The sequence below is a fragment of the Amycolatopsis sp. N2S4-7 genome, from assembly GCF_058119595.1.
This window is the reverse complement of sequence record NZ_CP172299.1, coordinates 2,106,117-2,132,875: the sequence shown is the minus strand read 5'-3', so window position 1 is coordinate 2,132,875 and position 26,759 is coordinate 2,106,117. Positions and strand designations below refer to the sequence as shown.

At 71.7% G+C, this 26,759-nt stretch carries 22 protein-coding genes and 1 pseudogene; 18 read left to right on the top strand and 5 right to left on the bottom strand.

Translation table 11 applies throughout. From position 1 onward, the window contains the following. The 9 genes from ACH54P_RS09855 (at position 1) to ACH54P_RS09815 (ending at position 11,198) form a co-directional block, all read left to right on the top strand. Positions 1–867, top strand: a complete 867-nt coding sequence (locus tag ACH54P_RS09855; RefSeq protein WP_489912043.1) for an amino acid ABC transporter permease — start codon at positions 1–3, stop codon at positions 865–867. Beyond that, a complete protein-coding gene (locus ACH54P_RS09850; RefSeq protein ID WP_489912042.1) occupies positions 864–1,649 on the top strand; it encodes an amino acid ABC transporter ATP-binding protein in 786 nt (261 codons plus the stop codon). Before ACH54P_RS09855 ends, ACH54P_RS09850 begins: the two co-directional genes overlap by 4 nt. Continuing rightward, positions 1,646–2,785: a CapA family protein gene (locus tag ACH54P_RS09845; RefSeq protein WP_489912041.1), complete on the top strand. Its 1,140-nt coding sequence runs from the start codon at positions 1,646–1,648 to the stop codon at positions 2,783–2,785. Before ACH54P_RS09850 ends, ACH54P_RS09845 begins: the two co-directional genes overlap by 4 nt. Further along, positions 2,782–4,020 carry a CaiB/BaiF CoA transferase family protein gene (locus ACH54P_RS09840; protein WP_489912040.1) on the top strand — a complete coding sequence of 413 codons (1,239 nt, stop codon included), beginning with the start codon at positions 2,782–2,784 and terminating at the stop codon, positions 4,018–4,020. Before ACH54P_RS09845 ends, ACH54P_RS09840 begins: the two co-directional genes overlap by 4 nt. Next, positions 4,017–5,036: a 2-hydroxyacyl-CoA dehydratase gene (locus ACH54P_RS09835; RefSeq protein WP_489912039.1), complete on the top strand. Its 1,020-nt coding sequence runs from the start codon at positions 4,017–4,019 to the stop codon at positions 5,034–5,036. Before ACH54P_RS09840 ends, ACH54P_RS09835 begins: the two co-directional genes overlap by 4 nt. Then, a complete protein-coding gene (locus tag ACH54P_RS09830) occupies positions 5,033–6,265 on the top strand; it encodes a 2-hydroxyacyl-CoA dehydratase (RefSeq protein ID WP_489912038.1) in 1,233 nt (410 codons plus the stop codon). Before ACH54P_RS09835 ends, ACH54P_RS09830 begins: the two co-directional genes overlap by 4 nt. Before the next feature lie 217 nt (positions 6,266–6,482). Beyond that, positions 6,483–7,409 carry a poly(ethylene terephthalate) hydrolase family protein gene (locus tag ACH54P_RS09825; protein WP_489912037.1) on the top strand — a complete coding sequence of 309 codons (927 nt, stop codon included), beginning with the start codon at positions 6,483–6,485 and terminating at the stop codon, positions 7,407–7,409. 12 nt (positions 7,410–7,421) lie between these two features. Further along, positions 7,422–8,798, top strand: coding sequence for a DUF6351 family protein (locus ACH54P_RS09820; RefSeq protein WP_489912036.1), 1,377 nt, complete (start codon positions 7,422–7,424; stop codon positions 8,796–8,798). Between the two features lie 240 nt (positions 8,799–9,038). After that, positions 9,039–11,198 carry a polymorphic toxin type 4 domain-containing protein gene (locus ACH54P_RS09815; protein WP_489912035.1) on the top strand — a complete coding sequence of 720 codons (2,160 nt, stop codon included), beginning with the start codon at positions 9,039–9,041 and terminating at the stop codon, positions 11,196–11,198. A 39-nt stretch (positions 11,199–11,237) separates the two neighbouring features. Here the strand turns inward: ACH54P_RS09815 and ACH54P_RS09810 are convergent, their stop codons facing one another. Continuing rightward, entirely contained in the window at positions 11,238–11,858 is a 621-nt protein-coding gene (locus tag ACH54P_RS09810; RefSeq protein ID WP_489912034.1) for a TetR/AcrR family transcriptional regulator, read from the bottom strand. Between the two features lie 72 nt (positions 11,859–11,930). Here ACH54P_RS09810 and ACH54P_RS09805 point away from each other — a divergent pair, with 72 nt between their 5' ends. From ACH54P_RS09805 to ACH54P_RS09795, 3 genes are all read left to right on the top strand, one after another. Next, on the top strand, positions 11,931–12,806 hold the full coding sequence (locus tag ACH54P_RS09805; protein ID WP_489912033.1) for an NmrA family NAD(P)-binding protein: 876 nt from the start codon (positions 11,931–11,933) through the stop codon (positions 12,804–12,806). A gap of 161 nt (positions 12,807–12,967) precedes the next feature. Further along, positions 12,968–13,861, top strand: a complete 894-nt coding sequence (locus ACH54P_RS09800; RefSeq protein ID WP_489912032.1) for an alpha/beta fold hydrolase — start codon at positions 12,968–12,970, stop codon at positions 13,859–13,861. Between the two features lie 196 nt (positions 13,862–14,057). Beyond that, positions 14,058–16,379: a beta-L-arabinofuranosidase domain-containing protein gene (locus tag ACH54P_RS09795; RefSeq protein WP_489912031.1), complete on the top strand. Its 2,322-nt coding sequence runs from the start codon at positions 14,058–14,060 to the stop codon at positions 16,377–16,379. Between the two features lie 22 nt (positions 16,380–16,401). On the opposite strand, the pseudogene ACH54P_RS09790 reads toward ACH54P_RS09795, so the two are convergent. Both ACH54P_RS09790 and ACH54P_RS09785 read right to left on the bottom strand, forming a co-directional pair. Further along, positions 16,402–17,311, bottom strand: a pseudogene (locus ACH54P_RS09790) (IS5 family transposase). A 35-nt stretch (positions 17,312–17,346) separates the two neighbouring features. After that, entirely contained in the window at positions 17,347–18,531 is a 1,185-nt protein-coding gene (locus ACH54P_RS09785; protein WP_489912030.1) for a hypothetical protein, read from the bottom strand. 22 nt (positions 18,532–18,553) lie between these two features. Between ACH54P_RS09785 and ACH54P_RS09780 the strand changes: the two genes are divergently transcribed. After that, the gene (locus tag ACH54P_RS09780) at positions 18,554–19,600 is read left to right on the top strand and encodes a BUD32 family EKC/KEOPS complex subunit (RefSeq protein ID WP_489912029.1); all 1,047 of its coding nucleotides are present in this window, start codon (positions 18,554–18,556) and stop codon (positions 19,598–19,600) included. A gap of 15 nt (positions 19,601–19,615) precedes the next feature. Here ACH54P_RS09780 and ACH54P_RS09775 read toward each other — a convergent pair whose 3' ends face one another. Together ACH54P_RS09775 and ACH54P_RS09770 are read right to left on the bottom strand one after the other, a co-directional pair. Further along, positions 19,616–19,825 carry a carbohydrate-binding protein gene (locus ACH54P_RS09775; protein WP_489912028.1) on the bottom strand — a complete coding sequence of 70 codons (210 nt, stop codon included), beginning with the start codon at positions 19,823–19,825 and terminating at the stop codon, positions 19,616–19,618. After that, positions 19,822–21,255 carry a beta-1,3-glucanase family protein gene (locus ACH54P_RS09770; RefSeq protein WP_489912027.1) on the bottom strand — a complete coding sequence of 478 codons (1,434 nt, stop codon included), beginning with the start codon at positions 21,253–21,255 and terminating at the stop codon, positions 19,822–19,824. Before ACH54P_RS09770 ends, ACH54P_RS09775 begins: the two co-directional genes overlap by 4 nt. A 242-nt stretch (positions 21,256–21,497) precedes the next feature. Here ACH54P_RS09770 and ACH54P_RS09765 point away from each other — a divergent pair, with 242 nt between their 5' ends. The 5 genes from ACH54P_RS09765 to ACH54P_RS09745 all read left to right on the top strand — a co-directional run bounded on the left by ACH54P_RS09765 (position 21,498) and on the right by ACH54P_RS09745 (position 26,759). Continuing rightward, positions 21,498–21,806 (top strand): hypothetical protein, encoded by a 309-nt coding sequence (locus tag ACH54P_RS09765; RefSeq protein WP_489912026.1) that lies wholly within the window; start codon positions 21,498–21,500, stop codon positions 21,804–21,806. Beyond that, the gene (locus tag ACH54P_RS09760; RefSeq protein ID WP_489912025.1) at positions 21,803–22,813 is read left to right on the top strand and encodes a hypothetical protein; all 1,011 of its coding nucleotides are present in this window, start codon (positions 21,803–21,805) and stop codon (positions 22,811–22,813) included. Before ACH54P_RS09765 ends, ACH54P_RS09760 begins: the two co-directional genes overlap by 4 nt. Positions 22,814–23,490: 677 nt before the next feature. Then, on the top strand, positions 23,491–24,390 hold the full coding sequence (locus ACH54P_RS09755; protein ID WP_489912024.1) for a ParB/RepB/Spo0J family partition protein: 900 nt from the start codon (positions 23,491–23,493) through the stop codon (positions 24,388–24,390). A 136-nt stretch (positions 24,391–24,526) separates the two neighbouring features. After that, positions 24,527–24,724 carry an MbtH family protein gene (locus tag ACH54P_RS09750; protein ID WP_489912023.1) on the top strand — a complete coding sequence of 66 codons (198 nt, stop codon included), beginning with the start codon at positions 24,527–24,529 and terminating at the stop codon, positions 24,722–24,724. Positions 24,725–24,953: 229 nt separating this feature from the next. Continuing rightward, positions 24,954–26,759 (top strand): amino acid adenylation domain-containing protein, encoded by a 1,806-nt coding sequence (locus ACH54P_RS09745; protein ID WP_489912022.1) that lies wholly within the window; start codon positions 24,954–24,956, stop codon positions 26,757–26,759.

Genomic DNA, 26,759 nt, shown 5'->3' with positions numbered 1-26,759 from the left:
ATGTCCACAGTGGAGGAGACGACGGCGGCGCGCGACGACGTCGCCGAAGCCCGCGGCCGCTTCCGGCCGCTGCGCTGGCTCTTCGTGCTCGTCCTGGCGGTGCTCGCCGCGCAGCTGATCGTGTTCCTCGTCGGCAACTCCCGCTTCCAGTGGGACGTCGTGGCGAAGTACCTCTTCGAGAAGAGCGTCATGGCGGGTCTGGGCACGACCGTGCTGCTGGCGGTCGCCGCGATGGTGCTCGGGTCGCTGGCCGGTGGCGTGGTCGCGGCGATGCAGTTGAGCGGGTTCGCGCCCGCGCGGTGGGTGGCGACGCTGTGGGTGGGCCTGTTCCGCGGCATCCCGCCGCTGGTGCAGCTGATCTTCTGGTTCAACCTCGCCTACCTGCTGCCGAAGCTGTCGATCGGCATCCCGTTCGGCCCGGTCTTCGGGACGTGGGACGCCAACACCGTCATCACGCCGCTGACCGCCGCGGTGCTCGGCCTGTCGCTCGTCGAGTCGGCGTACCTGGCGGAGATCTTCCGCGCCGGGGTGGCGTCGGTCGACCCCGGCCAGCGCGACGCGGCCCGCGCGATGGGCTACCCGCCGGGCCAGACGCTGGTCCGGATCGTGCTGCCGCAGGCCATGCGCGTGATCATCCCGCCCGCGGGCAGCCAGTTCATCAACGTCCTCAAGGGAACGGCGCTCGTGTCGGTCATCGCGATGTCGGACCTGCTGCACTCGGTGCAGGTGATCTACAACCGCACCTACGAGATCGTCCCGATGCTGCTGGTCGCCTGCTTCTGGTACCTGGTCGTGGTCACCGTCCTGACGGCGGGACAACGCAGGCTCGAACGCCGGTTCTCGCGCGGCCACCGGAGTGCCCGATGAGCGCCCCGGTGCTGCGGATCAGCGGCGTCCGCAAGGAGTTCGGCGCGGTGACCGCGTTGGCGGGGGTGAGCCTCGACGTCTGCGAAGGGGAGACGGTCGTCGTGATCGGGCCGTCGGGGTCGGGCAAGTCGACGCTCGTCCGCTGCGCCCACCAGCTCGAGCCCATCGACGGCGGCGCGATGTACCTCGACGGCGAGCTGCTGGGCCACCGGCGTTCGCCGGGCGGCCTGCGCGCGCTGACCGAGCGGCGGATCGCCGCCCAGCGCCGCCGGATGAGCATGGTCTTTCAGCAGTTCAACCTCTTCCCGCAGTTCACCGTGCTGCGCAACGTGACCGACGCGGCGATCCGCGTCCACGGGCGTGATCGCTCTGCTGTGGAGGCCGAGGCACGAGAACTGCTCGAGCGCATCGGCCTGGCCGGGCGCGAGGACCACTACCCGCGGCAGCTCTCGGGCGGGCAGCAGCAGCGCGTCGCCATCGCCCGTGCCGTGCTGGTCCGGCCGCGGATCATGCTGTTCGACGAACCCACCAGCGCCCTCGACCCGGAACTGGTCGACGAGGTCCTGGCCGTGCTGCGCGACCTCGCCGCGGCGGGCACCACGATGGTCGTCGTCACCCACGAGATGGCCTTCGCGCGCGAGGTCGCGGACCGGTGCGTGTTCATGGAGGCGGGCCGGATCGTCGAAGAGGGGCCGCCGGACGAGCTGTTCACCCGGCCGCGGACCGACCGGCTGCGCGCGTTCCTGTCCCGTCATCTGTCCGAAAAGGAAGGTGCTTCGTGATCACTGTCGGCGCGGTCGGCGACCTCATCCTCGACGAGCCGGACCCGGAGTTCTTCCTCGCCCCGGCCGCGCCGGTGCTGCGCGGGATGGACCTGGCCATCGGGCACGTCGAAGTCCCGCACTCGACCACGGCGGTCCAGCGCAGCACCGACGTCCCGGCACCCCCGGCGGACCCGGCGGCGCTGAAAGCAGTGGCCGGCGCGGGCTTCGCGGTGGTCACCCTGGCGGGCAACCACGTCTGCGACGCCGGCGACGGCGGCCTGGCCGACACCATCGCCTATTCCCGCGCGGCGGGCATGGAGACGGCGGGCGCCGGGCCGGACCTCGCGCAGGCCCGGCGCCCGGCGATCGTCGAACGCGGCGGCCTGCGGATCGGCGTGCTGTCCTACAACTGCGTCGGCCCGCGTGACTCCTGGGCGACTTCCCGCAAGCCCGGCTGCGCGTACGTGCACGTCCTCACCCACTACGAGCTGGACCACGCGAGCCCCGGCGGGCCGCCGAAGATCTACACCTTCGCCGATCCGGACAGCCTGGAAGCGATGGCCGACGACGTGCGCCGCCTGCGTGCCGAGGCCGACGTCGTGCTCGTCTCGCTGCACAAGGGCGTCGGGCACACCCCGGTCGTCGTCGCGATGTACGAAAGCCCGGTCGCGCGCGCCGCGATCGACGCCGGGGCCGACGCGGTGTTCTCCCACCACCCGCACATCATGCGCGGCATCGAAGTCCACAGAGGACGCCCGATCTTCCACGGGCTCGGCAACTTCGCCACGGTCACCCACGCCCTGACCCCGGGAGCGGGTGTCGGTGCCGACGAGCTGCGCGCGTGGGCCGAGCGGCGGACGAAGCTGTACGGCTTCGCGCCGGACCCCGACATGCCGTTCTTCCCGTTCCACCCCGAAAGCCGCAACACCGCCATCGCCTTCTGCCGCTTCGACGGGACCGGGCTGCGCGAAGCCGGGTTCGTCCCGTGCTGGATCGACGACCACGGCCGCCCGGTCCCGGTCGGCGGCACGCCCGAAGGCGAGGCCGTGACGAAGTACGTCGAGGACATCACCCGGGGCGCCCGGCTCAACGGCCGGTTCACCACCCGTGACACCGAAGTGCTCGTCGATCTCTCCGAGGGGGTTCCCGCATGACCGACCAGCCACTGGCCGGCCGCACCGTCATCGACCTGACCACCGCGCTCGCCGGGCCGTACGCGACACTGCTGCTCGCCGGGCTCGGGGCGACGGTGATCAAGGTCGAGAACCCCGCCACGGGCGGGGATTCCTCCCGCAACAACGCGCCCTACGTCGGCCGCGACGGGCTGAACCTCGCCCGGCGCCACGACGACGACCTGTCGGTGTCGATGCTGCTGCGCGGCCGCAACAAGCTGAGCGTCACGCTCGACCTGAAGAACCCCCGGTCACGGGCCGTCTTCACCGACCTCGTCCGGGACGCCGACGTGCTGGTCGAGAACTACAGCCCGGGCGTCACCGACCGGCTCGGCATCTCCTACGACCGGGTCCGAGAGCTCAACCCGCGGCTCGTCTACACCTCGATCAGCGGGTTCGGCGCCCAGGGCGGCCCGGGTTCGGGCAAGGCGATGGACTCGATCATCCAGGCGCTGAGCGGGGTGATGATGACCGCCGGCGAGCCCGACGAGGGCCCGGTCCGGTTCGGCCTGCCGATCGGCGACCTCCTCGCGCCGCTGTTCGCGGTGGTCGGCACGGTTTCCGCGCTGCTGCAGGCCGAGCACACCGGCGAGGGCCAGCACGTGGACGTGTCGATGCTCGGCGCGCTGACGTCGCTGGTCGCGTGCGAGCCCTTCGACGCCTTCGACGCGGTCGGCCTGCCGCAGCGCACCGGGTCGATGGTGCCGCGGCTGGCGCCGTTCGGGATCCTGCCTGCTCTGGACGGTCATCTCGCCCTCTGCGCGCCGACCGACGCCTTCGCCCACGGCGTGCTGCGCGCGATCGGCCGTCCGGAACTGGCCGAAGACGACCGCTACCGCACGCGGGACCAGCGGGTCCGCGCCGCCGACGAGCTGCACGGGCTCATCCGCGAGTGGTGCCGGACGCGGCCCCTGGAAGAGATCCTCGCGGCGTTCACCGCCGAAGGCGTGCCCGCGGCCGAGGTCCGCGAGCCGCGCGAGGCCGTCCGAGACCCCCTGGTCCTGGCGCGCGAAGAGGTCGTACCGCTGCGGCACCCGCGGCACGGCGAGGTGGCCGACCTGGCCGGGACCGGGGTGCCGATCCGGTTCTCCGCCGCCCGCGTGTCCCTCGACCGGCCCGCACCGGCGCTCGGCGAGCACAACGAGCACGTCTACCGCGAACTCCTCGGCTACACCGAACAGCAGCTCGCGGACCTCGTCGCGGAGGCGGTGATTTGAGCACCCCGGTCGTCGGGTACGTCGGCGCCGACGTCCCGGTCGAGCTGATCACCGCGGCGGGGCTGCTGCCGAAGCGCCTGGCCGGGAAGCCGGGCGAGGACAGCACGCCGGGCGAGCGCTACCTCGGCCGGGGCGTGGACCCGGTCGCCCGGTCGATCCTGACGCGGATCCTCACGGGGGACTACGGGCCGCTCGAAGCCATCGTGGTCTCCCGCGACTGCGAAGCCTCGTTGCGTCTGTTCTACGCCTTGCGCGAGCTGCACCGGGTCGAGCCGGAGCTGCGGCTGCCGGCGGTGCGCCTGGTAGACGTCCTGCACCTGCCGCACCACACGACCACGCGGTACGTCCACGCGAAGATCGCCCAGCTGCGCGAGTGGCTGGGGCAGTGGCGGCGCATCGGCGACGACGACCTCGCCGCGGCCATCACGGCCCACGACACCCTGCGGCGGTCGCTCTCCCGGGTCGCCGCCCTGCGCCGGGAGAACCGGTTGAGCGGCACCCGGTTCCTCGAGGTCGTCGCCGCGACCACCGCCTTGCCGGTCGCGACGGCCATCGCGTCCGTCGATCGGCTGCTGGCCGAGGACTTGCCCGAGGTCGACGGGGTGCGCCTGTTCCTCACCGGGAGTTCGCACGACTCCCCGGGCGTGTACGAAACGGTGGAGCGCAACGGTTTTCTCGTCGTGGGGGAGGACCACGACTGGGGCGAGCTGCTCTTCGCGCGGACCTGCGCGGCACCGACCGAACTCGCGCTGGCCGAGCGCTACCAGCACAACGGCCCGGCCGCGCCCCGCGCGTCGATCCGGCAGCGCGCCGCGCACACCGCCGCGGCCGCCCGGGCCTGCGGCGCGGAAGTCCTGTTCTCCTACGCGCGCATTCACGACGACGCCCCGCCGTGGGACTTCCCGGAGCAGCGGGCCGCGACCGGACTGCGATCGGTCCTGGCGGAGCGGCAGCCGTACGGCGAGCTGACTCCGGAAGCGCTGGCGGCGCTGGTCCCGGCGGGAGCCGCGGCATGACCGGCCGCCTGGCGTCGGCGACCACCGCGACCGCCTACCAGCGCGAGTGGTTCGCCCGGATGCGGGAGGAGGTCGCCGGGGGCGTGCCGCTGGCGCTGGTCAACGCCGACGCGCCCCAGGAGATCTTCCGCACGATGGGCATCCCGTACGTCGTCAACCAGTGGTGGGCGTCGATCGTCGCGGCGAAACGCCGGACCCAGCGCTACCTCGGCCTGCTGCGTGAGCGTGGTTATCCCGACTACATCGAGCAGTACAGCGCCACTTCGCTGGCGTCGACGTTCGAGGACGACCCCGGCCAGGCGCCGTGGGGCGGGCTGCCGACGCCGTCGATCGTGCTCGGCGAGACCACCGGCGACGCCTCGCGGAAGATCTTCGACGTCTGGGACGCGCAACCCGGCGTCACCTCCTACCCGCTGGAAAGCGCGGCGGAGAACGCCGTGCCCGAGCGGTGGTGGGAGCTCATGCCGCACCGCTGGGAGGAGGCGATCGGGACCGACCGCCTGGACCTGCTCGCCGGCGAGCTGACGGGGCTCATTCGGTACCTCGAGCAGACGACCGGCCGGGTGTTCTCCGAGACCCGGTTCCGCGAGGTGCTGGCGCTGGTCAACGAGCAGCAGGAGTGGAACCGCCGCACCCGCGACGTGATCGCCGCCGCCCGGCCGTGCCCGATCGCCGTCACCGACGGCATCCCGAGCGTCATGGTGCCCCAGTGGCACCGCGGCACGGAGTGGGCGCGCGATGCGGCCCGCGCGTTCCACGACGAGGTGCGCGACCGGATCGACGCGGGCGTCGCGGTGTGCCCGGACGAGCGGCTGCGGCTGATGTGGATCGGCCGCGGCCTGTGGTTCGACCTCGAGTTCTACCAGCGGTTCCAGGAGTCGCACGGCGCGGTGTTCGTCTGGTCCATGTACCTCGCCATCGCCGCCGACGGCTACCTGCGCTACGGCGACGACCCGCTGCGCGCCCTGGCGGCTCGCTTCGCCGCCTTCAGCGACCAGCTCTACACGCCGCCGTGGTCGGCCGAGTGGTACGTCAAGGAGGCGCGCCACCACGGCGTCGACGGCGTCGTGCACCTCGTCTCCGACGACGCCCGCGGCAGCTACTTCACCACCCGCGCCCTGCGCGCCGCGGGCATCCCGGTGCTGGAACTGCACGCCGACAACGTCGACGCCCGCACCGGAGAAGACCTGACCACGCGGATGACCGCGTGGCTCGACGAACTGACCTGACCACCGGAGAAAGGGGCCTTGTGCGATCTCCGCTTCGCCGGCGAAGCCGAAGGGCGATCCTCGCTGCCCCCGGGCTGGCCGCCGCGGGGTGCACGGCCGGGATCACCCGGCCCGAGGACCTCCGCGGCCAGCGCGTCGCGGTGGTGACCGCCGGCGTCGTCGAAGACCGGCCGAACAGGCTTTCCCGGTTCTCCTGACTGTCCAGAAAGGAATCTCCATGGCCTTGCTCAAGCCTGCCCTCGTCGCCGCCGCGACGGCCCTGGTCGCGGTGACGACGGCGGTCGTCGTCCCCGGTTCTCCCGAAGCGGAGGTCGCGGCCCCGCCCGCGCCGCCCGCGTCCGCGGTGTTCCACCCGGTGGTCCGCGAAGCGGCGGCGGCGAAGAAGGGGGACTACGCCGCCGAGTACACCGTCTACCGGCCCGCGGACCTGGACGCGGTGCCCGGCCGCCTGCCGGTCGTGGTGTTCGGCAACGGCGCGTGCCGGCACACGAGCAACGACGAGCTGCTGACGCTGGAGACGCTGCTCGCCGCGCACGGGTTCGTCGTCGTGGCCGTCGGCGGGTTCGACGAGCCGGCGCTCACGGAGAACGGCAGCCCGGAACCGGAAGTCATCACCGACGCGATCACCTGGGCCGAACGGGAGAACGGCCGCCGGGGGAGCGCCCTGCGGAACCGGCTCGACCCCCACCGGATCGGCGTCGCCGGCCACTCGTGCGGCGGCATCGAAGCCCTCGTCGCCGGTGCGGACCCGCGGGTGAAGTCGGTGCTGTCGCTCGACAGCGGGTTCTTCGCCGACGGCACCCTCGGGTACGACCGGGAGAACCTGACGAAGCTGCACACGCCGGTGTTGTTCGTCGACGGCGGCCCGAACGACGTCGCGTACCCGAACAGCGGGGCGAACTACGACCTCGTCACCGTGCCCGCCGTCCGGGCGACCAACCCGGCCGCGGGCCACACCGGCTTCGTCTACGGCCAGCGCGCCGAGGTCCCCGACCCGAGCGTCCGCGAGGAAGCCGTCCGGGTCCTGACCGCCTGGTTCGACTTCACCCTCACCGGCAACCGGTCGGCACGCGGCTATTTCCTCGGCGCGGGCTGCGGTCTGTGCGCCACGCCGGGCTGGACCGTCACCAGCAAGAACTTCTGACAGGAGCGATCCATGCGGAGCAGATTCACCGTTCTGGCCGCGGTCGCGGTCCTCTTCGCGGGAGTACCCGCGACCGCCCACGCGGCGGACGGCGGCACGCCCTGCCCGGCCTCGGCGACGTGCGCCGACGGGCAGCTGACCGACGGAACGCCGTACACCTTCGCCAAACCGGGCCGGTGGAACGGCGCCGTGCTGGTGGACCTCGACTTCGCCGCCGGGGGCCTGTCGAGCCCGCTCACCGCGAGCCTGCTGCAGCGCGGCTATGCGGTGGGCGGCACCACGCGGACGATCAGCAGCTGGAACATCGCGCGGGCCATCGACAACCAGGCGGAAGCGCTCGGCCGCTTCGAAACCGCGTTCGGCCGCGCCCGGTACGCGATCGCCGAGGGCCGCTCGATGGGCGGGATGGTCGCCGCCGGCGTCGCGCAGGTGTACCCGGGCCGTTTCGCCGCGGCGATCCCGATGTGCGGCGGCCTCGGCGGCGCGGTGGGGCAGTGGAACCAGAAGCTCGACACCGTCTTCACGGTGAAGACGCTGCTGTTCCGCGACTCGGCCCTGCCGGTGACCGGCATCCCGGCCGACGTCCCGGGAACGCAGCAGCAGTGGCTCGCGGCGATGGGGGCGGCCCAGGCGACCGCCGCCGGGAAGGCCCGCATCGCGCTGGCGGCCGCGATCGGGCAGGTGCCGGGCTGGGGCCTGGCGCCCGACGGCACGCCGACCCCGGTGCCGGACGGCCGCGACGCCGACGGCGTCGAGCAGGGGATGTTCCTGGCCCTCGCGGGCGGCCCGCTGCCGTACCTCGGGCAGGCGGTCAGCAGCCGGCGGACGATCGAGCAGCTCGCGGGCGGCAACCCATCGTGGAACACGGGCGTCGACTACGCGCGCCAGCTGGCATCGGCGGCACCGGAGCAGCGGAACGCGGTGCGCCGGCTGTACTCCCGCGCGGGCCTCGACCTGCGCGCCGACCTCGCCCGCCTCGCCGCCGAACCCCGCGTCTCCGCCGACCCGGCCGCGGTCGCGTACCTGGAGCGGGGCATCGTCTTCACCGGCGACCTGCGAATCCCGGTCCTGACGGTCAACGGCACGGGCGACCAGATTTCCACGGTCGCCCAGCAGCAGTCCTACGGCGCGCTGGCCCGTCAGTCGGGCACCGCACCCCTGCTCCGGCAGACGTACGTCCAGACGGCCGGACACTGCACGTACACCACAGGCGAACAGCAGGCGGCAATCGACCGGACGCTGATCCGGCTGCGCACGGGCCACTGGCCGGACACGGCACCGGCCACGCTGAACCGCCTGGCCGCGGCCGTGGACGGGTCGGTGGGGCGGTATGTGAGCTACTCGCCGCCGCACTTCAACCGGAGGTACCCGGCCGAGACACCCAGGTGACGTCGGTGGTGCGACGAAAACCCGATTGCCGCCACAGCGAGGGCTTCGAGGATCAGCGACCACGGTGAGGAAACCAGCGCAGAGCAGGAACACGGCTCCCGCGGCGGCCGCGCCGGCGACAGCCGCGGCCAGCACGCCGGTCGGGGCGGTCGGTCGACAACCGCAGCGGACGTGTTGCTGCCCCGTCGACCGTCCAAAGGGGCAAGACTGGCTCCGGTTCCTCAGCCATCGTGGACGGTGATGCACGCCCACCTTCCCGCCGAAGGGGCGCGGCCCGCCGAACCACGGGCGCCGCGTCGGGCGGAGCACGCCCTGCTGGCTCTGCAGCGTGCTGCCGGTAACCGGGCCGTTGGTGCGTGGGTTGCGCAGCGCTCCTACGGTGACCCGGCCCTCGACCAGGCGGCCGCCGGGAAGCTCACCGAAGCCCTCGGCTGGCTCGGCGGGCAGAGCATGACGGCCCTCATCGCGATCATGAAGCGCGCCCGGGCCAAGGGCCTGCTGCCCGCTCTGCTCACCGGGCTCACCGGGGACGAGGCCCATCTGGGTCCCGCGGGCGTGACGCGGATCGAGGCGGTGATCCGGGCCGTGCAGTTCCAGGCCAAGGCGTCGACCGGGAGCGACCGGATGCAGCTGGTGCTCCTGATGGACGCCGCCGCTTTGCCCGCCGACCAGCGGGCCGAGCTGGAGGCGCTGCTCCGGCGGCCGGGCGGCGGGGCCGGCGACGGGCTGGAGGCCAAGCTGGCCGAGGGCGAGTTCGGCACCGCCTTCGCGATGCTCAACGGCATGAACATGGCCGGCATGCTCGCCCGGCTCACCCGGCTCGGCCGCGCCTGGCACAGCTACCTCGTCGCCAACGTCTCCGCGGCCGATCCGCTGGGGCCGCACAGCCGGGCGCGGATCGAGATCGCCCTGGTCGCCGTCGACCGGGCCATGGTGGGCCGGGCGACGGCCGACGACCTGCTCCAGCTCAGGAACCGGATCACGGAGATCGGCCTGCCCGGCGACCAGCAGCAGGAAGTGCTGGCCGTGGTGCCGCGGGCCACCGGCGGGGACGCGGAGTCCGTCGCCGGCTACTTCGAGAACGTCGGGCTCGCGCCGCTGCTGCTGCCGCTGGCGGTCGCCCGCTCGTTCCGGCTGCTCGACGGCAGGACGCCCGAGCAGATCGCGCTGACCGGCGAGAAAGTGTCGGAGGAGATCCTCCGGGCCCTGCTCGCGCATTCCCGCCGGGCCGAGGCGCAGAACGCGGAGGCGATCCGGCAGGGCCTGCAGCGGGCGTGGACGAGCCGGTTCCCCGGCACACCGCCGCCCTGGGACGTCGGCCTGCCCGCGTCGGTGGCGGACATGGCGGCGGCCGACAAGCTGGTCAAGGCCCTGGACGCCGCGCTGAAGCACCTGGGCCCCGAGTTCGGGGCGAGGCTCCAGGAGCTCAAGACGCCCGAGTCGATCGCGATGATGGCCGGCTTCACCACGGTCTACGTCGCCTCGCAGCTCACCCCGGCCGGCTGGGTGGCCGACGTCCTGGTCGCCGGCCTGGTGGTCGCCGGCGTGGTCATGGGCGGCATGGAGGCGCTCGAGATCATCCGGCACGTCGCCGCGTTCCTGTCGACCGCCGTCAACGCCGGTTCCGAAGCCGACTTCGACGCCGCGGGCAACCACCTGGCCATCGCCGTGACCAAACTCGGGGTCGACGTGGTGACGGCGATCCTGCTGCACCGGGTCGGCAAAGGCGTCACCGGCGTGGCGAAGCGGGCGATGGCCTCGCCGGGACTGCCGGGGCTCGAGCTGGGGCTGGTCACCCCGGACGGCACGGTGATCGCGGACCTGCCGCCGGAGACCCTGCAGACCAAGGGCGGCGGCGCCGGCGGCCCGAAGAAGGCCCCGGCCGGCGGGCAGGTGCTCTTCGAAGGCACGCGGGCCGACGGCACCACGGTGATCCGCAGCCGGGTCGGCCGCTCGCCGGGCCGGCTGGGCACCGAAGACCTGTTGCCGTCGAGCGTGGAAGTCAACGTACCGGGCTGGGAACGGGCGCACAGCCAGGGCAACATCACCGGGGCGGAGAGCGGGCGCGGCATCCGCTACGCGCCCAAGGAGGTCAACCAGCAGCTGCAGCGGCTCGGTATCGAGCGGGCCATCCGCGACCTGTTCGCCCAGAAGGCCCCGGACGTCGAGGTGATCATGACGACCGAGACCCGGGCGCACCCGGGCAGCCTGCGGCTCGCCGAGATCGCCTACCGGATCGACCTGAAGAAGCCCACCGGCGCGACCGTCCGGGTCTACGAGGCCGCGATCGAGGTGCAGAACACGACGTCCTCGCCGCGCTGCACGCCGACGGTCGACCCGATCGGCTGGCCCCTGCTCGAGTCGGGCGGCTGGCTGAAAGCCGTGCCGGGGAAGCCCTAGGGAACCGTTGTCGCGCAACGGAATCCTCGACAACCTGCCTCAAACCACGGCCGGCGGCAGCACGATGCCGACGAGGTGCCTGATCCGCTCCAGGTCGACGTCCGCTTCCAGCCGGCTCTCCTCCGGCAGCTCGTCCGCGAACGGGTCGATCCCGAACACCAGGCGGGGGAGCGCCGGGTGGATGACGAGGCCGATCAGCTCGTTCGCCGTCGCCTCGGCGTCGTCGGTCGTGAGCCCGAACGTCGTCGCCAAGTGGACCGCCAGGTCCCTGGCCGTGATGGCGAAGACGACGTCGTAGAGGCCGGCCGCCAGCTCCGGCAGCCGGTCCGCCTCGGCGATGCCGAGGCGGAGCATCCTGGCGACCGAGGACCACCGCAGCAGCTGGACGAACCGCCCGCAGTACCGCACGACCGCTTCCGACGGCTCCCCGGAGTACTCGGCGGGGGTGCGCATCCGGGCGCCGAACAGGGCACGGACGCGCTCGACGACGGCCAGGAAGAGCGCGTCCTTGGTCGGGAAGTGCGCGTACAGGGAACGCTTCGACGTTTCCGCGCGCGCCGCGATGGCGTCCATGGAAGTCCGCTCGAAGCCGTCCTCCAGGAACGCGAGCTTCGCCGTGTCGAGGATGTGCTCGCGCAGCGCTTCGCCGCGTCGGGCCATGGCGTCCACCTCAAAGTATACGGTACGGTAGAGTTTACTTTGTCTCGCTCGTCTCGATCGGAGTCATCATCCATGATCGTGCTCACGGCCCCGACCGGGCAGATCGGCAGCAAGCTCGTCGCCGCGCTGCTCCGGCAGGGCGAACCGGTCCGGCTCATCGTCCGGGAGCCCGGGAAACTGCCGGCCGAGGTGCGTGAGCGTGCCGAGATCGTCGCCGGGTCACATCGCGATCGCGACGTCCTGGACCGTGCGCTCGACGGCGCCGACGCGCTGTTCTGGCTCATGCCGGCCGGCGCGACCGCGAGCAGCCCGTACGAGGCGTACGTCTCCGCCTCCATCCCGGGCGCCGACGCCGTCGTGCGCCACGCCGTACCGCGCGTCGTGGTCATCTCCGCGCTCGGCCGCGGATCGCAGATCTACGGCGGCCACGTCTCCGCGTCGCACGCGATGGAGGACCTCTTCCGCAGCACCGGCGCGCACGTGCGCGCGCTGGCCCTGCCCACCTTCATGGACAACATCCTCCGGCAGGCGGCCACGATCCGGAACGGCGTCGTCTCCGGCACCCTTCCCGCCGGATTCGCGATGCCGTGGATCGCGACGAAGGACGTCGCGGCGCTCGCCGCGAAGTACCTTCTCGACCACACCTGGACCGGGCAGGACCCGGTCGAGGTCCTCGGCGGCGAAGACCTTTCGCACCGCGACATCGCCGGCATCCTCGGCGACGTCCTCGGCGCGCCCGTCCGGTACGAGCTCGGAGACCGTGCTGCGGTCAAGCAGTTCCTCGTCGGCCGTGGGTTCTCCGACGCGATGGCCCAGTCCATGATGGACATGGACCTCGCCGGCGAACGCGGCATCAACAACGCCACGCCGCGCACCGCCGAGAACACCACGCCCACCACCTTCCGCGAGTTCGCCGAAGAGACGATCAAGCCGGCGCTGGCCGGCTGAGCGGCGCCGGACGACGGCTTTGTCCCCCGTGCGAGCTACGCGCAAGTGTCCACTTCGGGGGGACGATCCCGGCGACGCGGCCCCATAACCTTCGGGGCCTTGCAGTGCGGGCTGCGAAAGCCGGCTCGGCTGACGTCGAACGAACCACTCATGGAGTACTGATGTTCCGCAATGTCAAGGCAACCGCGGTCGCCGCCCTGGTCCTCGCCGTGGTCGCGCCGGTGCTGGCCGGCTGCGACGAGGCGCCGGAACCTGAGGAAGGCGCCCCGGCGGCCCGGCAAGCCGACCCGGGCCCGATTTCCGGCACCGTGAAGATCGCCGTGGACGGCCGGTCGGTGAACGTGTCCTGTGCGGGTGCGGCGGTCGAAGACCGGCCGGTGGTCGTGCTGCTGGCCGGGCTGGGCGACGGCCTCGACAAGCTGGCCGGTTTCCAGAAGACGCTCAGCGAGAAGGGCCGGGTCTGCTCCTACGACCGGCTCGGCGAGGGCGCGAGCGACCAGCCGAACGGCCCGCAGACCTTCGACAGCACCGGAAAGGTCCTGACCGGGGTGCTGGACCGCGTCGCCGGCCACCACCCGGTCGTGCTGGCCGGGCACTCGCTGGGCGGGCTGATCGCCGCCCGGTACGCCCCGGCGCACCGGGACCGGGTCGCGGGGCTGGTGCTGCTGGACGCCACGCCGTCGACCATCGTCGCCGACACCACCGCGTCGATCCCGGAGTCGGCGACCGGCCCGGCGGCCGAGCTGCGCGGGCAGAGCGTCGCCGTCTACGGCGGCCAGAACCCGGAGAACCTGACCATCCAGGACGGGGAAGTGGGGTCCGCCGGGGACATCCCGGTGGAGGTCGTCCAGCACGGGCAGCCCTACCTCGAGGCCGCCGTCCCCGGGTACGGCGCCGCCCTGGAGAAGGCGTGGGCGGAGGGGCAGCACAAGTGGCTCGGGCTCTCGAGCCGCGCCACGGCGGCCACCGCGGAGGCCAGCGGCCACTACATCTACGTCGACCAGCCCGACGCGGCCGTGCAGGCCGTCCAGCGCGTCACCGCGGCGGCCGAGTAGCGGCGGCGCCGTCGCGTAAGTTTCGCCGGCGCGAGGCCCGGCCCGTCATGCGGGCGGGCCTCGCGCCACGCGGGAAATCCCCGCACCGCAAGAGCGCCGGCGGGTATCGCCGAGACGACTGGGGCGTGACAGACGGCGATGTTAGCGCTAACGTCCCCGAGTGCGTTTCCCGCCTGGTCGAGGGAAGGAAGTTCCGGTGTCCGCATCGTTCACCCGCCGTCGGTTGCTGCAAGCTGTCGGAGTCACCGCGGTCGCCTCCGCGGCCGGACCGGTCATCGGCCGGGCTCCCGCCACGGCGGCGATCGCTCCGGCGCGCGCCGAGGCCGGGGTGACCGCGGTCCCGTTCGAGCTCGGCCAGGTGCGGCTGACCGCGAGCCGGTGGCTGGACAACCAGAACCGGACGCAGAACTACCTGCGGTTCGTCGACGCCGACCGGCTGCTGCGCAACTTCCGGGCCAATCACCGGCTCTCCACCAACGGCGCCGCCGCCAACGGGGGCTGGGACGCGCCGGACTTCCCGTTCCGCGGCCACGTCCAAGGGCACTTCCTGACGGCTTGGGCGCAGCTGTGGGCGGTCACCGGCGACACCTCCTGCCGGGACAAGGCCACCTACGTGGTGGCCGAGCTGGCCAAGTGCCAGGCCAACAACGGCGCCGCCGGCTTCGCCACCGGCTACCTGTCCGCCTTCCCCGAGTCCGACTTCGACAACCTCGAGGCCGGGCGCCTGTCGAACGGCAACGTGCCGTACTACTGCATTCACAAGACGCTGGCCGGCCTGCTCGACGTGTGGCGCCTCATCGGCAGCACGCAGGCCCGCGACGTGCTCCTGAACCTCGCCGGCTGGGTCGACCGGCGGACCGCCCGGCTCTCCTACAGCCAGATGCAGTCGGTGCTGAACGTCGAATTCGGCGGCATGAACGCGGTGCTGACGGACGTCTACCAGGCCACCGGCGACACCCGGTGGCTGACCGCCGCGCAGCGCTTCGACCACGCCGCCGTGTTCGACCCGCTGGCGGCGGGGCGGGACCAGCTCAACGGGTTGCACGCCAACACCCAGGTCCCCAAGTGGATCGGCGCCGCGCGGGAGTACAAGGCGACGGGCACCACCCGCTACCGCGACATCGCCACCAACGCGTGGAACCTCACCATCGGCGCGCACACCTACGTCATCGGTGGCAACAGCCAGGCCGAACACTTCCGCGCGCCCAAAGCCATCGCCGCCTACCTCAACCAGGACACGTGCGAGAGCTGCAACACCTACAACATGCTCAAGCTGACCCGGGAACTGATGGCGCTGTACCCCGACCGCGTCGACCTGGCCGACTACTACGAGCGGGCACTGCTCAACCAGATGATCGGCCAGCAGAACCCGGCCGACAGCCACGGGCACATCACGTACTTCAGCTCGCTCAACCCGGGCGGCCGCCGCGGCGTCGGCCCGGCGTGGGGCGGCGGCACGTGGAGCACCGACTACAACTCGTTCTGGTGCTGCCAGGGCAGCGGCCTGGAAACCCAGACCAAGCTCGCGGATTCGATCTACTTCCACGACGACACGACGCTGATCGTGAACCTGTTCCTGCCCTCGGTCCTCACCTGGGCCCAGCGCGGCATCACCGTCACGCAGACCACGTCGTACCCGGCCGGCGACACCACCACGCTGACCGTCACCGGGACCGCGGGCGGGACCTGGGCCATGCGCGTCCGGATCCCGGCCTGGACCAGCGGGGCGACCATCAGCGTCAACGGTGTCGCGCAGAACGTCGCCACCACCCCCGGCAGCTACGCCACCCTGAACCGGGCCTGGACGTCCGGGGACACGGTCACCGTCCGGCTGCCGATGAAGATCGACGTGCGGCCGGCCAACGACAACCCGAACGTCGCGGCGATCACCTACGGTCCGGTGGTCCTGGCCGGCAACTACGGCACCAGTTCGCTCAGCGGCTTGCCGGCCCTCGACCGGAGCTCGATCACGCGGACCAGCAGCAGCACGCTCGCCTTCAGCGCCAAGGCCAACGGCGCCACGGTCGGCCTGGTGCCCTTCTACGACGCGCAGGGCTTCAACTACACCGTCTACTGGAACACCGGCGGCCAGAGCGGGACGACCTGGCGGCTGGTCAACGCGGGCAGCGGATTGGTGCTGGGCGTGGAGAACATGTCCACCGCCGACGGCGGCCGCGCGCTGCAGTGGTCGGACAGCGGCACCGCGGACCACAACTGGGAGATGGTCACCGACGGCAGCGCCGTCCGGTTCCGCAACGCCAACAGCGGCAAGGTCCTGGGAGTGCGGGACATGTCCACTGCGGACAACGCGCAGGTTCTCCAATGGTCGGACAACGGCACCGCCGACCACCGCTGGACGGTCGTCGACCAGGGCGACGGAACGGCGAAGATCCGCAACGCCAACAGCGGCAAGCTGCTGAGGATCGAGAAGAACTCGACGGCCGCCGGCGCGTTCGCCGTCCAGGGCCCGGACGACGGCGCCGCCGCCACCCGGTGGCGGATCGTGCGCAACGGCTGACCGGCGGTCCCGCCCGGGGCGCCTAGGGCGTGTCTGACAATGCCTTGGTCCAGGTGATCACGGCGTGGAGGACGACCGCTGATCGGTAGACGATGGCCAGCTTGTCGTAACGAGTCGCCAGGCCACGCCACTGTTTGAGCAGGTTGAACCGGCGCTCGACGACGTTGCGACCGCGGTAGTCCACCGAGTCGAAGGCGGGTGGTCGCCCGCCGCGGGAACCGCGGCGTTTGCGATGCCCGGCCTGATCAGCTGGCTCGGGGATCACCGCGATGATGCCGCGGTCACGCAGATACCCGCGGATCGCCCGCGAGGAGTAGGCCTTGTCACCGCGGACACGGTCAGGCCGGGTCCGAGCCCGGCCGCGCCCAGCCCGGCGGATGCGCAAGTGCCGCATCAGGTGCGGGAACATCGGCGCGTCCCCGGCCTGCCCAGGCCCGACCAAAGCCACCAGCGGCCGGCCGTTCCCATCGACGAGATGGTGCACCTTGGTGCTCCAGCCACCGCGGGAGCGGCCGATCGCATGGTCAAGCGGCTCGGTCAGCAGATCCGTGTAGTTCGACCCAGCCCCCTGTGGAGCGGGTGATGTTCGTGGCGTGCTGATGCGCCCGCGCGATCGTGGAATCCACCGACACCGACCAATCAACCAGGCCGGCCGCGTCAGCGTCGGTAAGCAGGCGCTGCAGCACGATGTCCCAAGTGCCGTCACCGGCCATCCGCCGATGCCAAGTCCAGATCGTCTGCCACGCACCGAACACCGCCGGCACATCCCGCCACGCCAGCCCGCACCGATACCGGTAGATGATCCCCTCGACCATCGCCCGCGCGTCCGAGAACGGACGACCACGCCTACCGGTCCGGACCGGCAGCAGATCCTCGATCAACGCCCACTGATCATCGGAGAGCAACTGAAACCGCGACACGACCAGCAGCATCCCAGCTACAAGCCGAGACTTTTGTCAGACACGCCCTAGCCCGGTTCGGCGTCGGCCATCAGGGTGCGCAGGCGGGCGCCGTGGCCGGCGACCTGGCCGAGCAGGTGGTGGCCGGCTTCCTCACCCCACAGCTTGCCGACCAGCTGCCGGTACTCCGACAGCCGCGGCAGTTTGCTGTCCAGGCGGAAGAGGATGGCCAGGGGCCGCCGCTGCCACCACCGGCGGATCCAGTCGACCGGTTGCGTCACCAGGAGGGCGCCGTAGTTCGTCGGCAGTGCCGGGCCGCCGGCGGCTTTCACGGCCTTCTCGGTGAGGTTGAGCATCTCGGTCAGTGACACGATCTCGCGCTCGGGACCACTGGCTTCGGCCAGCAGTGCCTGGTACTTGACCAGCAGCTTCCGGCGTTCGCGGACGGTGTCGGCGGTGCGCAGCGCGGCCTTGAAGTCGCCGAAGTAGCGGCGATAGCGGCGGAATTCGTCGCGCACGCGCAGCAGCTGCTCCGGGACGTCGTCGAGCGACGAGGCGCGTGAGAGCACCAGCGCGCTGATGGGCGGGATCGGGATGGTCGACATCGCCGCCCACTCGGCAACGAGATCACCGCCGTTGAGCGGCTCGTCGAGCGATTCGGTGACCTTGTCGTAGAGCTGACGCGGCAGCGAACGATAGGTCTTCTGCAACGTGCCCGCGACGAACGGCACCCGGTCGAAGTCCGGGAAGTAGTCCAGGCCGTGCGCCGCGGCCACGATGAGGTAGCCGTTCCCGCGGTACATCCGCTCCTTGACCGTGCAGTCCCCGCAGCTGGCGTACCCGCCGAGCGCGTCGACCTGGCTGAGGAGGTTGTTCAGCCCGGTCGTGTAGTCGAGGCCGGTCACCGCGCCGGTCTCGTCGACCGCGTGCTCGTGGCCGCCGGCGTCGAGGGTGATGCGTTTCGCGAGCTCGTCCGGCAGCCGCAGCATGACGCGCCGGAGTTCGTCGGGGGACAGGGTCGGGTGGAACGTGCGGTAGAGGCCTTCCCCGCCGAGGCGCCCGCCCAGGACGGTGTGGCACTCGTCCGCCGCGCCCAGTGCTTCCAGGCGGTCGAGGAGCACCACGGCTTCGCAGAGGGCGCACAGGTCGAGGAACCGCGGCAGCGTGAGGGCGTCCGGCCGGCTCAGCACGGTGCTGGCGTTGGCGACCAGGGTCTGGGTCACCAGCGCCACGTTTTCCCCGGTTTCGGCCACGTCGCCATTCTATGCTGGGGCGGTGACGTTCCTCCTCGAGCTCGGTGCGGCGCGCGTCGAAGCGACCGAGTTCGCCGGCACCGACCTGCCGGCCGTGCGCGAGCTGGTGGAGCGCGGCGAGATCGTGCTCCTGCGCGACGAGATCCCGAAGGACGGCACCCTCGACCAGTGGCCGCGGGACGTCGCGGAGTCGATCGGCGAGTGTGCGGTGGTGCCGCTGTCGTGCCTGACCGGGGCGGGCGGGCCGCGCTACCCGCTCGTGGTGGGCCGGCGCGAGAGCATCCGGTTCCTCTGCTCGTACGCCGATCGCGTGCCGCCGCAGCCGTTTCCCTGTGAGGCGCAGCCGGTGGTGACGGACTACCGCGAGTTCCGGCACCTGTGGGTCGCCGCCCCGCTGGAGGCGACGCTCGACCCGGACGGTTTCGCGATCGGCACCACGCTCGCCCAGCTGCACGCCCGCAACGTCCTGCACGGCGACGCCCACCGCGGCAACTGGCTGTTCGACCGCGACGGCGTGGCGCTGGTGCACGACCCGCGCCCGGTGTTCCTGCACTGCCGGCCGAGCGCGGAGCAGTGCGCGACGGACATCCGCCCGCTGCTGCCGGACCTGACCTCGGACGGCTGGCAGAGTTTCCGCCTGGGCTACCGCCGGTCCTGGCCGGAGGAGGGCCGCGTGATCGACCTGATCCAGCTCGGCGACCGGACCGGCTGGGCGGCCGCGTTCCGCACCGGCGACTTCGCCCGGGCCGTCGAGCTGACCGCTCGTCAGCTCGACGCCGAAGACACCCCGATCGTGCGGGTCATGCTGCTGGCGAACCGGGCCATGGCGCTGAGCCGCACCGGCCGCCACGACGAGGCGTTGGGTGACTGCCTCGCCGCGTTGAAGCTGGCCAGGCAGCGCTGCCCCCACGTGGCCGACGGCCTGGGTCTCGCCTTGGCCGTGGTGCTGTCCGGCCAGGGCCGGCGGGCGGAAGCGGTGAACGCCCTGCGCGCGGTGAGCCATCAGCCGGAGGAGCTGCTGGGGCGGATGGACCGCCCCGGCGCTCAGCTGCCGATCATCAACCTGTGAACGGATTCCGCCCGGCTAGCGGGTGAAGGTGAACCAGTTGATGTTCACGAAGTCCGACGAACTCCCTCCGAAGGTCAGGTACACGTCGTGCACTCCGGTCGCCGCACCGACGACGTTCGCCGGGACCGTCTGCCACTGCTGCCAGCCGCCGTTGTCGGCGAAGTCGATCTCGGCCAGTACCGGGCCGGACTGGCTGTCCAGGCGGGCCAGGATCGCGCCGCTCACCCCGGCCGCTGCCCCCGAGGCGAGGCGGGCCACGAACTGCCGGGGGAGCTCGAGCCGAAGTCGATGGCCGGGTACTTCAGCCAGTCGCCGCTGGAGATCCAGCCGACGTCCACGCCGCCGCCCGTGTCGCCGCACGCCTCGGTCTGCGTGCCGCTCTGGGCCGTGAACGATTCCGCCTGGATGGTCGAGTACGCGCTCACCCCGCCTCCGCCCGGCGGGGTCGTCGTGCCGCCGCCCGCGCCCAGTGACACCGTCCAGGACGTCGGCGCCGGGTCCTGGAGGTGGCCGTCGACCGGCTGCGCGCCGGTCGGGCCCACGTCGTCGTACGGGAAGGCGTAGCCGATCGACGCGTGCTGGTGCACCAGGCGCGCGTAGTGGTTCGTGGTCGGATCCCGGTAGTACTGCGACGGCGGGACGCCGTCGGGCTGGTTGTTGCCGCCGGCGACCAGCAGGCTGCTGCGGTTGAGCGCGGCCGCGAGGCGGGCGGCGATCGCGCCCCGCGCGTCCCCGCCGGAGTTGTACAGCGGTCCGCTCGCGCAGCCGAAGATGTCCACCGCGCTCGGCTTGGTGAACGGCACGCCGTTGGTGTTCAGGCCGGCGAACACCAGCGTGTCCCCGCTGACCGTGCCGGTGTAGGAGCCGATGGCGCCCTGCCCGTTGATCGTCAGCGGTGTCGTGCGGTAGTGGTCCCAGACGGCGTTCAGGTAGCCGGTCCAGTAACCGCCGAAGTCGGTGGGGGAGTGGCCGGGCGCGAGCACCCGCACGACCTTGCCGGCCGCGTCGGTGACGACGAGCCGGTCCCACGGCGCGCCGTCGGTGTTGTGCTGGGCGCGCAGCCCGTCGGCGATGGCGCCGAGCGCGCCGTCCGGCAGCGGGCTGACCGACTGCGAGCCGGCCGCGCCCGTCGTGGCCATGGACACCGGCAGCGCCACCATGTCGACGTAGCTGATGTTCGCGTAGAGGTTGGCGCTGTTGTAGGTGAACTCGCAGAACGTCCAGTTCGTCTGCCAGTTCGGGTCCGAACTGGTGAAGCCGGGCTGCACCAGGCCGGGACCGGGGTTGACGAAGAACTGGATCTTCCGGTCCACCGAGAACCACACCCGGCCGCCGATGAGGTAGTCGTTCAGCGGCACCGTGACCTGGGCCCCCGAGCCGGTCAGCGGGATGGCGTAGTCCGGGATCGGCGTCACCGGCGAAGACGGGTTGGCCAGCCGCTGGAACTGGCCGCCGGCGGTGACGAAGCCCGGCCGGCCCGAGGTGTCCGCGCCGCTGACGTAGGCGTAGACGGTGCCGCTGCCGGAGTTGTTCTTCAGCGTCAACGGCAGCGAGGCGGCGGCACGGGCCCGGGGCGCGGTGACGGCGGACCACAACGGGGTTCCGGCCGCCGCGGCGACCAGGCCGGCGGTGATGAAGGTACGCCTGGACGGCATGGCACCTCCTCGTGAAGGGGCGGAGGTCACTGGTTCAGACCTTTCCGCCAGGGTGGCCGAACGGTAGGGACGCGGGTCCGGCCCGGTCAAGGTCCGGCGGCGGGGTTGGGGGACGAACGGCCCTCAAGGGTGCCCTTTCGGAGCAGGCGACGCGGGGAACCGGAGGCGCGAACCGGACGGCACAGCAGGAGTCGGGTGTTACATCGCCAACGCGGGATGTCACTCGAGCGGGGAGGAACGCGGTGGGTTTCGAGGTCGATGTAGCGGACATCAGCAACGCCGCCGGCAAGCTCGGCGCGGGGAAGCCGCCGACGCTGACGCCCGGGGGTTCGCCGAACGTCGGCGGCACCGACCGGGCCGCCGGCTTCGCGGGCGACTACGACGTCTGGCTGCTGACCCGGCAGGAGGACCCGCAGGCCGCGCAGCTGCAGGTCACCAGCCTGGTCGAAAGCATCCAGACCGCCGCGAAGAGCTACGACAGCAGTGACGCCGCGGCGTGCGACGTCTTCCTGAAGGCCCTCGACGGCGGCTTCGAAAGGATCGATCGGTGACGTCGGTCTTCGACAAGATCCGGCACCTCGCCGACAAGGTGGAGAAGGGCAGCACGACCGAGCTGGACGACCGGGCCCGGGCCTGCCGCGCCACTCGGGAAGCGGTCCTGGACGCTCTCCCACGGCAAGGGCAACATCGTGTTCGCCTGGCGCAGGACAAGGCCATCAAGGCCCGGGCGCTCGTCGTGCTGGCCGACCTGGAACGGGTCGTCCTCGGCTACGACGCGGTCCTGCTCGCCGAGGGGCTGAAGCTGCGCACCAAGCCGGGGCAGGTGTGGGAGCTCGCCGGCTCCGGCAAGCGGAGCCTGCCGGAAATCGGCGCGCTCATGCTCCGTGAGGTGCCCGGCCTCGCCGCGCTGGTGGCGAAGGACCCGAGGCTCGCCATCGTCCTGCGCACCGGCAACTGGGAACTGCTCCTGCAGAACCGCGAGATCGCGCAGAAGATCTACGACTACCTCGGCTTCAAGTACGTCGAGGGCGGCGACTTCTACACGACCGGCGAGCAGTACCGGCTCGAGCTGTGGAAGAGCAGCTACGGGTTCGGCGGCGAAGTCGGGTTCTACACCCGCGAAGCCGGTTCCCAGGACCCTTCCGGCTACTACGCCGCCGCCCGGGGTGACGACCAGATCAAGGTCACGCAGCAGATCTACGACAAGAAGAGCGGCGAGGTCTCTTCACCAGCACCTCACGGTCAGGAAGGTGTCCGACGCCCCGCCCGTCCTCAGCTACGACTGGCAGAAGTGAGCCGCGCTCACCCCGAGGTCACCGGCCTGAACTCCCACGGCTCGTCGTCGTGGTCGGCCCGGCGGACCTTCCTTTCGCGGTCGGTGAGGCCGGCGAACACGCCGTCGACGTCGATCAGGCCGGCGACCTCGTCGGCGACCTGCGGGCCGTGGCGCGCCTCGATGTCCTCCAGTCCCTCGCGCAGGGCGGTGGTCGCGGCAGTCCTGGCCGTGGCCCGCAGTGCGCGGGCCAGCTCCTCCGGCTCACTCATGGCTCCACTGTAGGGGTCGCCGGGCGGGCCCGACGCCGGCGAAGCCGGTTTTCCCGCGGTCGTCCGCGAATGCATTCCGCGGACCGTTGTCCTCTCCGGAATGCCGACGCCGTGATCATTGCGTCGCCGCGGAGGCCGGCGGCGGCGATCGGGTGAGTGCCCTTGACTCGATCTTGTTCCGGGCGGGGTGTGCCGGCCGTTTTCCTTGTCGATCAAGAAAAACCCTGCCACGCGGGGAAGTTCGCATTATCATTTCCGGTACGCGCTCGGCAAGTCGGTTACCCGTACCAATCTTGTTCCAGGTGAACGGAACGCCTGCATCTGGAGTATTTGACCCATTAATCCCGCCAGCTACAATAAGCAAAGCTGGGGTTGCGAGTTGTGCGGGGGGTGTCGGCTGGGCCTCCTTCCCGTGGTCAAGGGGAGGAGCGGGGGAGGATCCGCGACGGGCTCGACCGAAAATCGGACATACCGGACGAAGCTGCGACTCCGGCGAGCCGGCGGCGTGCCCGCGGCGCTCACGACCGTGATCAATGGGGACGCGGCCGAGACCTCCATGTCCTGAACGCACTGATCTGGGGTTGGATCATTATGTCCCTGGGGGACCATGTGATTAACGGCGATGATGAGGAGATCACGCCGATTCTGGCCAGAACGACCGGAAAGGGGGAACCGGTCCCGATCGATTCCTTGTTGCCGCCGGCCGAACTCCTGCGGTCCGGCGAAAGCACTGAATACATCAGTACGCTGGCGGAAGCGGAAGAGGCCCTGCCGCCGATCGTCGTGCACCGCGAGACGCGGCGGGTCGTCGACGGAATGCACCGGCTGTGGGCCGCCCGCGCCCGGGGCGACGAGGTGATCGAAGTCGTCTACGTCGACGGCTCCTCGGCCGACTTGTTCGTCCTCGCGGTCGAGTTGAACCGTGCGCACGGCCTGCCGTTGACCATGGCCGAGCGCAGGTCCGCCGCCGAGCGGATCATGGCATCGCACCCGCACTGGTCCGACCGCCGGATCGGCCGGACCGCCGGGTTGGCGGCCAGCACGGTCGCGTCGCTGAGGCCGTCGTCCGTGACCGGGCACCGGACCGGGCAGGACGGCCGCAGCCGGCCCGTGGACGGTGCGACCGGACGGCAGCGGGCCAGTGAACTGCTGGCCCGGAACCCGGACGCGTCGGTCCGCGAGGTGGCCAAGGCCGCGGGGATCTCGCTGGGTACCGCCAGTGACGTGCGTGCCAGGCTGCGGCGAGGCGAGCCGGCGATGACCGCCCGGCAGCAGGCCGCGGCCCTGAGGCCGCGTGCGATCGCGGCGACGCGGCGGACCAGGGCGGACCTCGGCCGCGTGCTGCAGAGCCTGCGCGAGGACCCGTCGCTGCGGTTCACCGACGTCGGACGGCGGTTGCTCCGCCTGCTCGGCGGCGCCCCCGGCGGCAGCGTCGAGCAGATCGAACAGATCGCGCAGATCGCCGACAGCGTGCCGGAACACTGCCGGACCATGGTGATCGACATGGCCCGCGAGTCCGCCGCCGCCTGGCAGCGGCTGGCCGACCAGCTCGCGGGCCGCAGCGCCGAGCGGCGGAGAAAAACGGTCTGAGTTCGGGGCCGCGGGACGTTCAACTGCTCGAACCCTGCGGTTGAACACCCGCGGCCGAACCCCCGGCCGCCGGGCTCCCGGCCGCCGGCCGGGCCCGGGTAATGCACGTCCGACAATATCTGGAGAGGTATTCGCGGTGGCGACGAACCCTTTCGACAACCAGAACGGCGTCTATCTTGTGCTGGCCAATGCCGGCGGCCAATATTCGCTCTGGCCTTCGTTCGCCGATGTTCCCGGTGGCTGGACCGTCCTGCTCGACGCGGCATCGCGGCAGGAGTGCCTCGATTACGTCGACGAGCGCGGGACGGACCCGCGCCCGGCGGGGAACGGGTGACGAGGAAGAACGGATCGGTCGAACGCTTTACGGCAGAACCACGGCGTGCTTGAATCGCGTTCAGCTCGACTTCCCGGTTTTTTGGCATGGCGCCGCGATGGTTGTCCGGCGAACCATCCCGGGAATCACCGGCACGGGTGGCTTTCCCGCCGGTCGTCCGGGAACCATGTGCCAATGGCATGGAGACTTCACCGTGGCACGGCCACGGTGATATTCAACAGGGGGCGGTTTGTCCAGCACCGGACTGAACAAGGTTTCTGATCAGTCGGCGACGACAAAGACGGCACCGGCCACACTGGCCGAACTGTGGGAGCGGACGGTACGCAGCCGGCCGAACGGCCCGGCGATCGTCTCCGCCGGCGAGGTCCTGACCTACGACGAGGTGAACGCCAGGGCGAACCGGCTGGCCCGGCTGCTGCTCGCCGAGGGCGCCGGCCCGGATCGGCTGGTGGCGCTGGCGCTGCCCCGGTCGAGCCGCATGGTGATCAGCGTGCTCGCCGTGGCCAAAGCCGGGGCGGCGTTCCTGCCGGTGGATGTCAACTACCCGCGCGAGCGGATCTCGTACCTGCTCGCCGATTCCGGGCCCGCGTTGCTGTGCACCGTCCGGGGCGCGGTCCCGGTGCTGCCCGCCGACGACGGGGTGCCGCAGCTGGTGCTGGACTCGGCCGGCCTGACCGCCGCGCTCGACGCCCTGCCCGGCACCGACCTGACCGACGACGAACGCGGTGGCCCGCTCACCGCGGCGAACCTCGCCTACGTCATCTACACCTCCGGCTCGACCGGCCGGCCGAAGGGCGTCGCGCTGACGAGCGCCGGCTTGCCCGCCTTGGCGGAGGCCAAGGTCGCCACGATGCGGGTCACCGAGGACAGCCGGGTGCTCCAGTTCGCGTCGCCGAGCTTCGACGCCTACCTGACCGAGCTGCTGGCCACCTTCACCGCCGGTGCTGCCCTGGTGGTGCCGGGACCGGGCACGCTGGCCGGCGAACCGCTGGCCAAGGCGCTCCGGGACGGCCGCGTCAGCCACGCGGTGCTGCCGCCCGCCGCGGCCGCGACCGTGTCCCCGGACGCGGCGCCGGACCTGCGCGTGCTGGTGGTGGCCGGCGAGGCGTGCCCGCCCGGCCTGGTGCGGCAGTGGGCGCCGGGACGCGTCTTCGTCAACGCCTACGGCCCGACCGAATGCACCGTGTGCGCGACCATGACCGGCCCGCTGGGCCCGGGGGACGAGGTCACCATCGGCCGGCCGATCCCGGGGGTGTCGGTGCACGTCCTCGACGCCGAGCTGCGGCCGGCCGCGACCGGCGAGATCGGCGAGCTGTACGTCAGCGGCCCCGGGCTCGCGCGCGGCTACCTCGGCCGGCCCGGCCTGACCGCGCAGCAGTTCGTGGCCAACCCGTTCTCCGCAGACGGCGAACGCATGTACCGCACCGGCGATCTGGCCTCCCTGCGGGCCGACGGGAACATCCGGTTCCACGGCCGGGTCGACGACCAGGTCGAACTGCGCGGGTACCGCATCGAGCTGGGCGAGGTCGAGGCCGTGCTCCGCCGGCACCCGGACGTGGCGCGGGCGGTGGCCGTGCTGCGGGACGGCGCGGCCGACGGGCCGCAGCTGGTGGCCTACGTCGTGCCGGCGGACGGCGCCACGCCCTCGGCGGCCGAACTGCGTGCGCACGCCGGCCGGTTCCTGCCCGACTTCATGGTGCCGTCGATCTACGCGACGATCGACTCCGTCCCGTTGACCCCCAGCGGGAAGACGGACCGGGCCGCGCTGCCGGAGCCGGGCCCGGCCACCCGGCGGCCCGCCGGCCAGGAACCCCGCACCCCGGCCGAAAAGCTGCTGTGCGACATCTTCCGGGACCTGTTCGAGCACGACGAGATCGACATCCGCAGCAACTTCTTCGAACTCGGCGGCAACAGCATCCTGGCCGTCGACTTCATCCAGCGGGCGCAGGACGCCGGACTGGTGATCCTGCCGAGAACCGTGCTCGACCACCCGACCATCGAGCAATTGGCCGCGATCGCGACCGCCGGGGAGTGA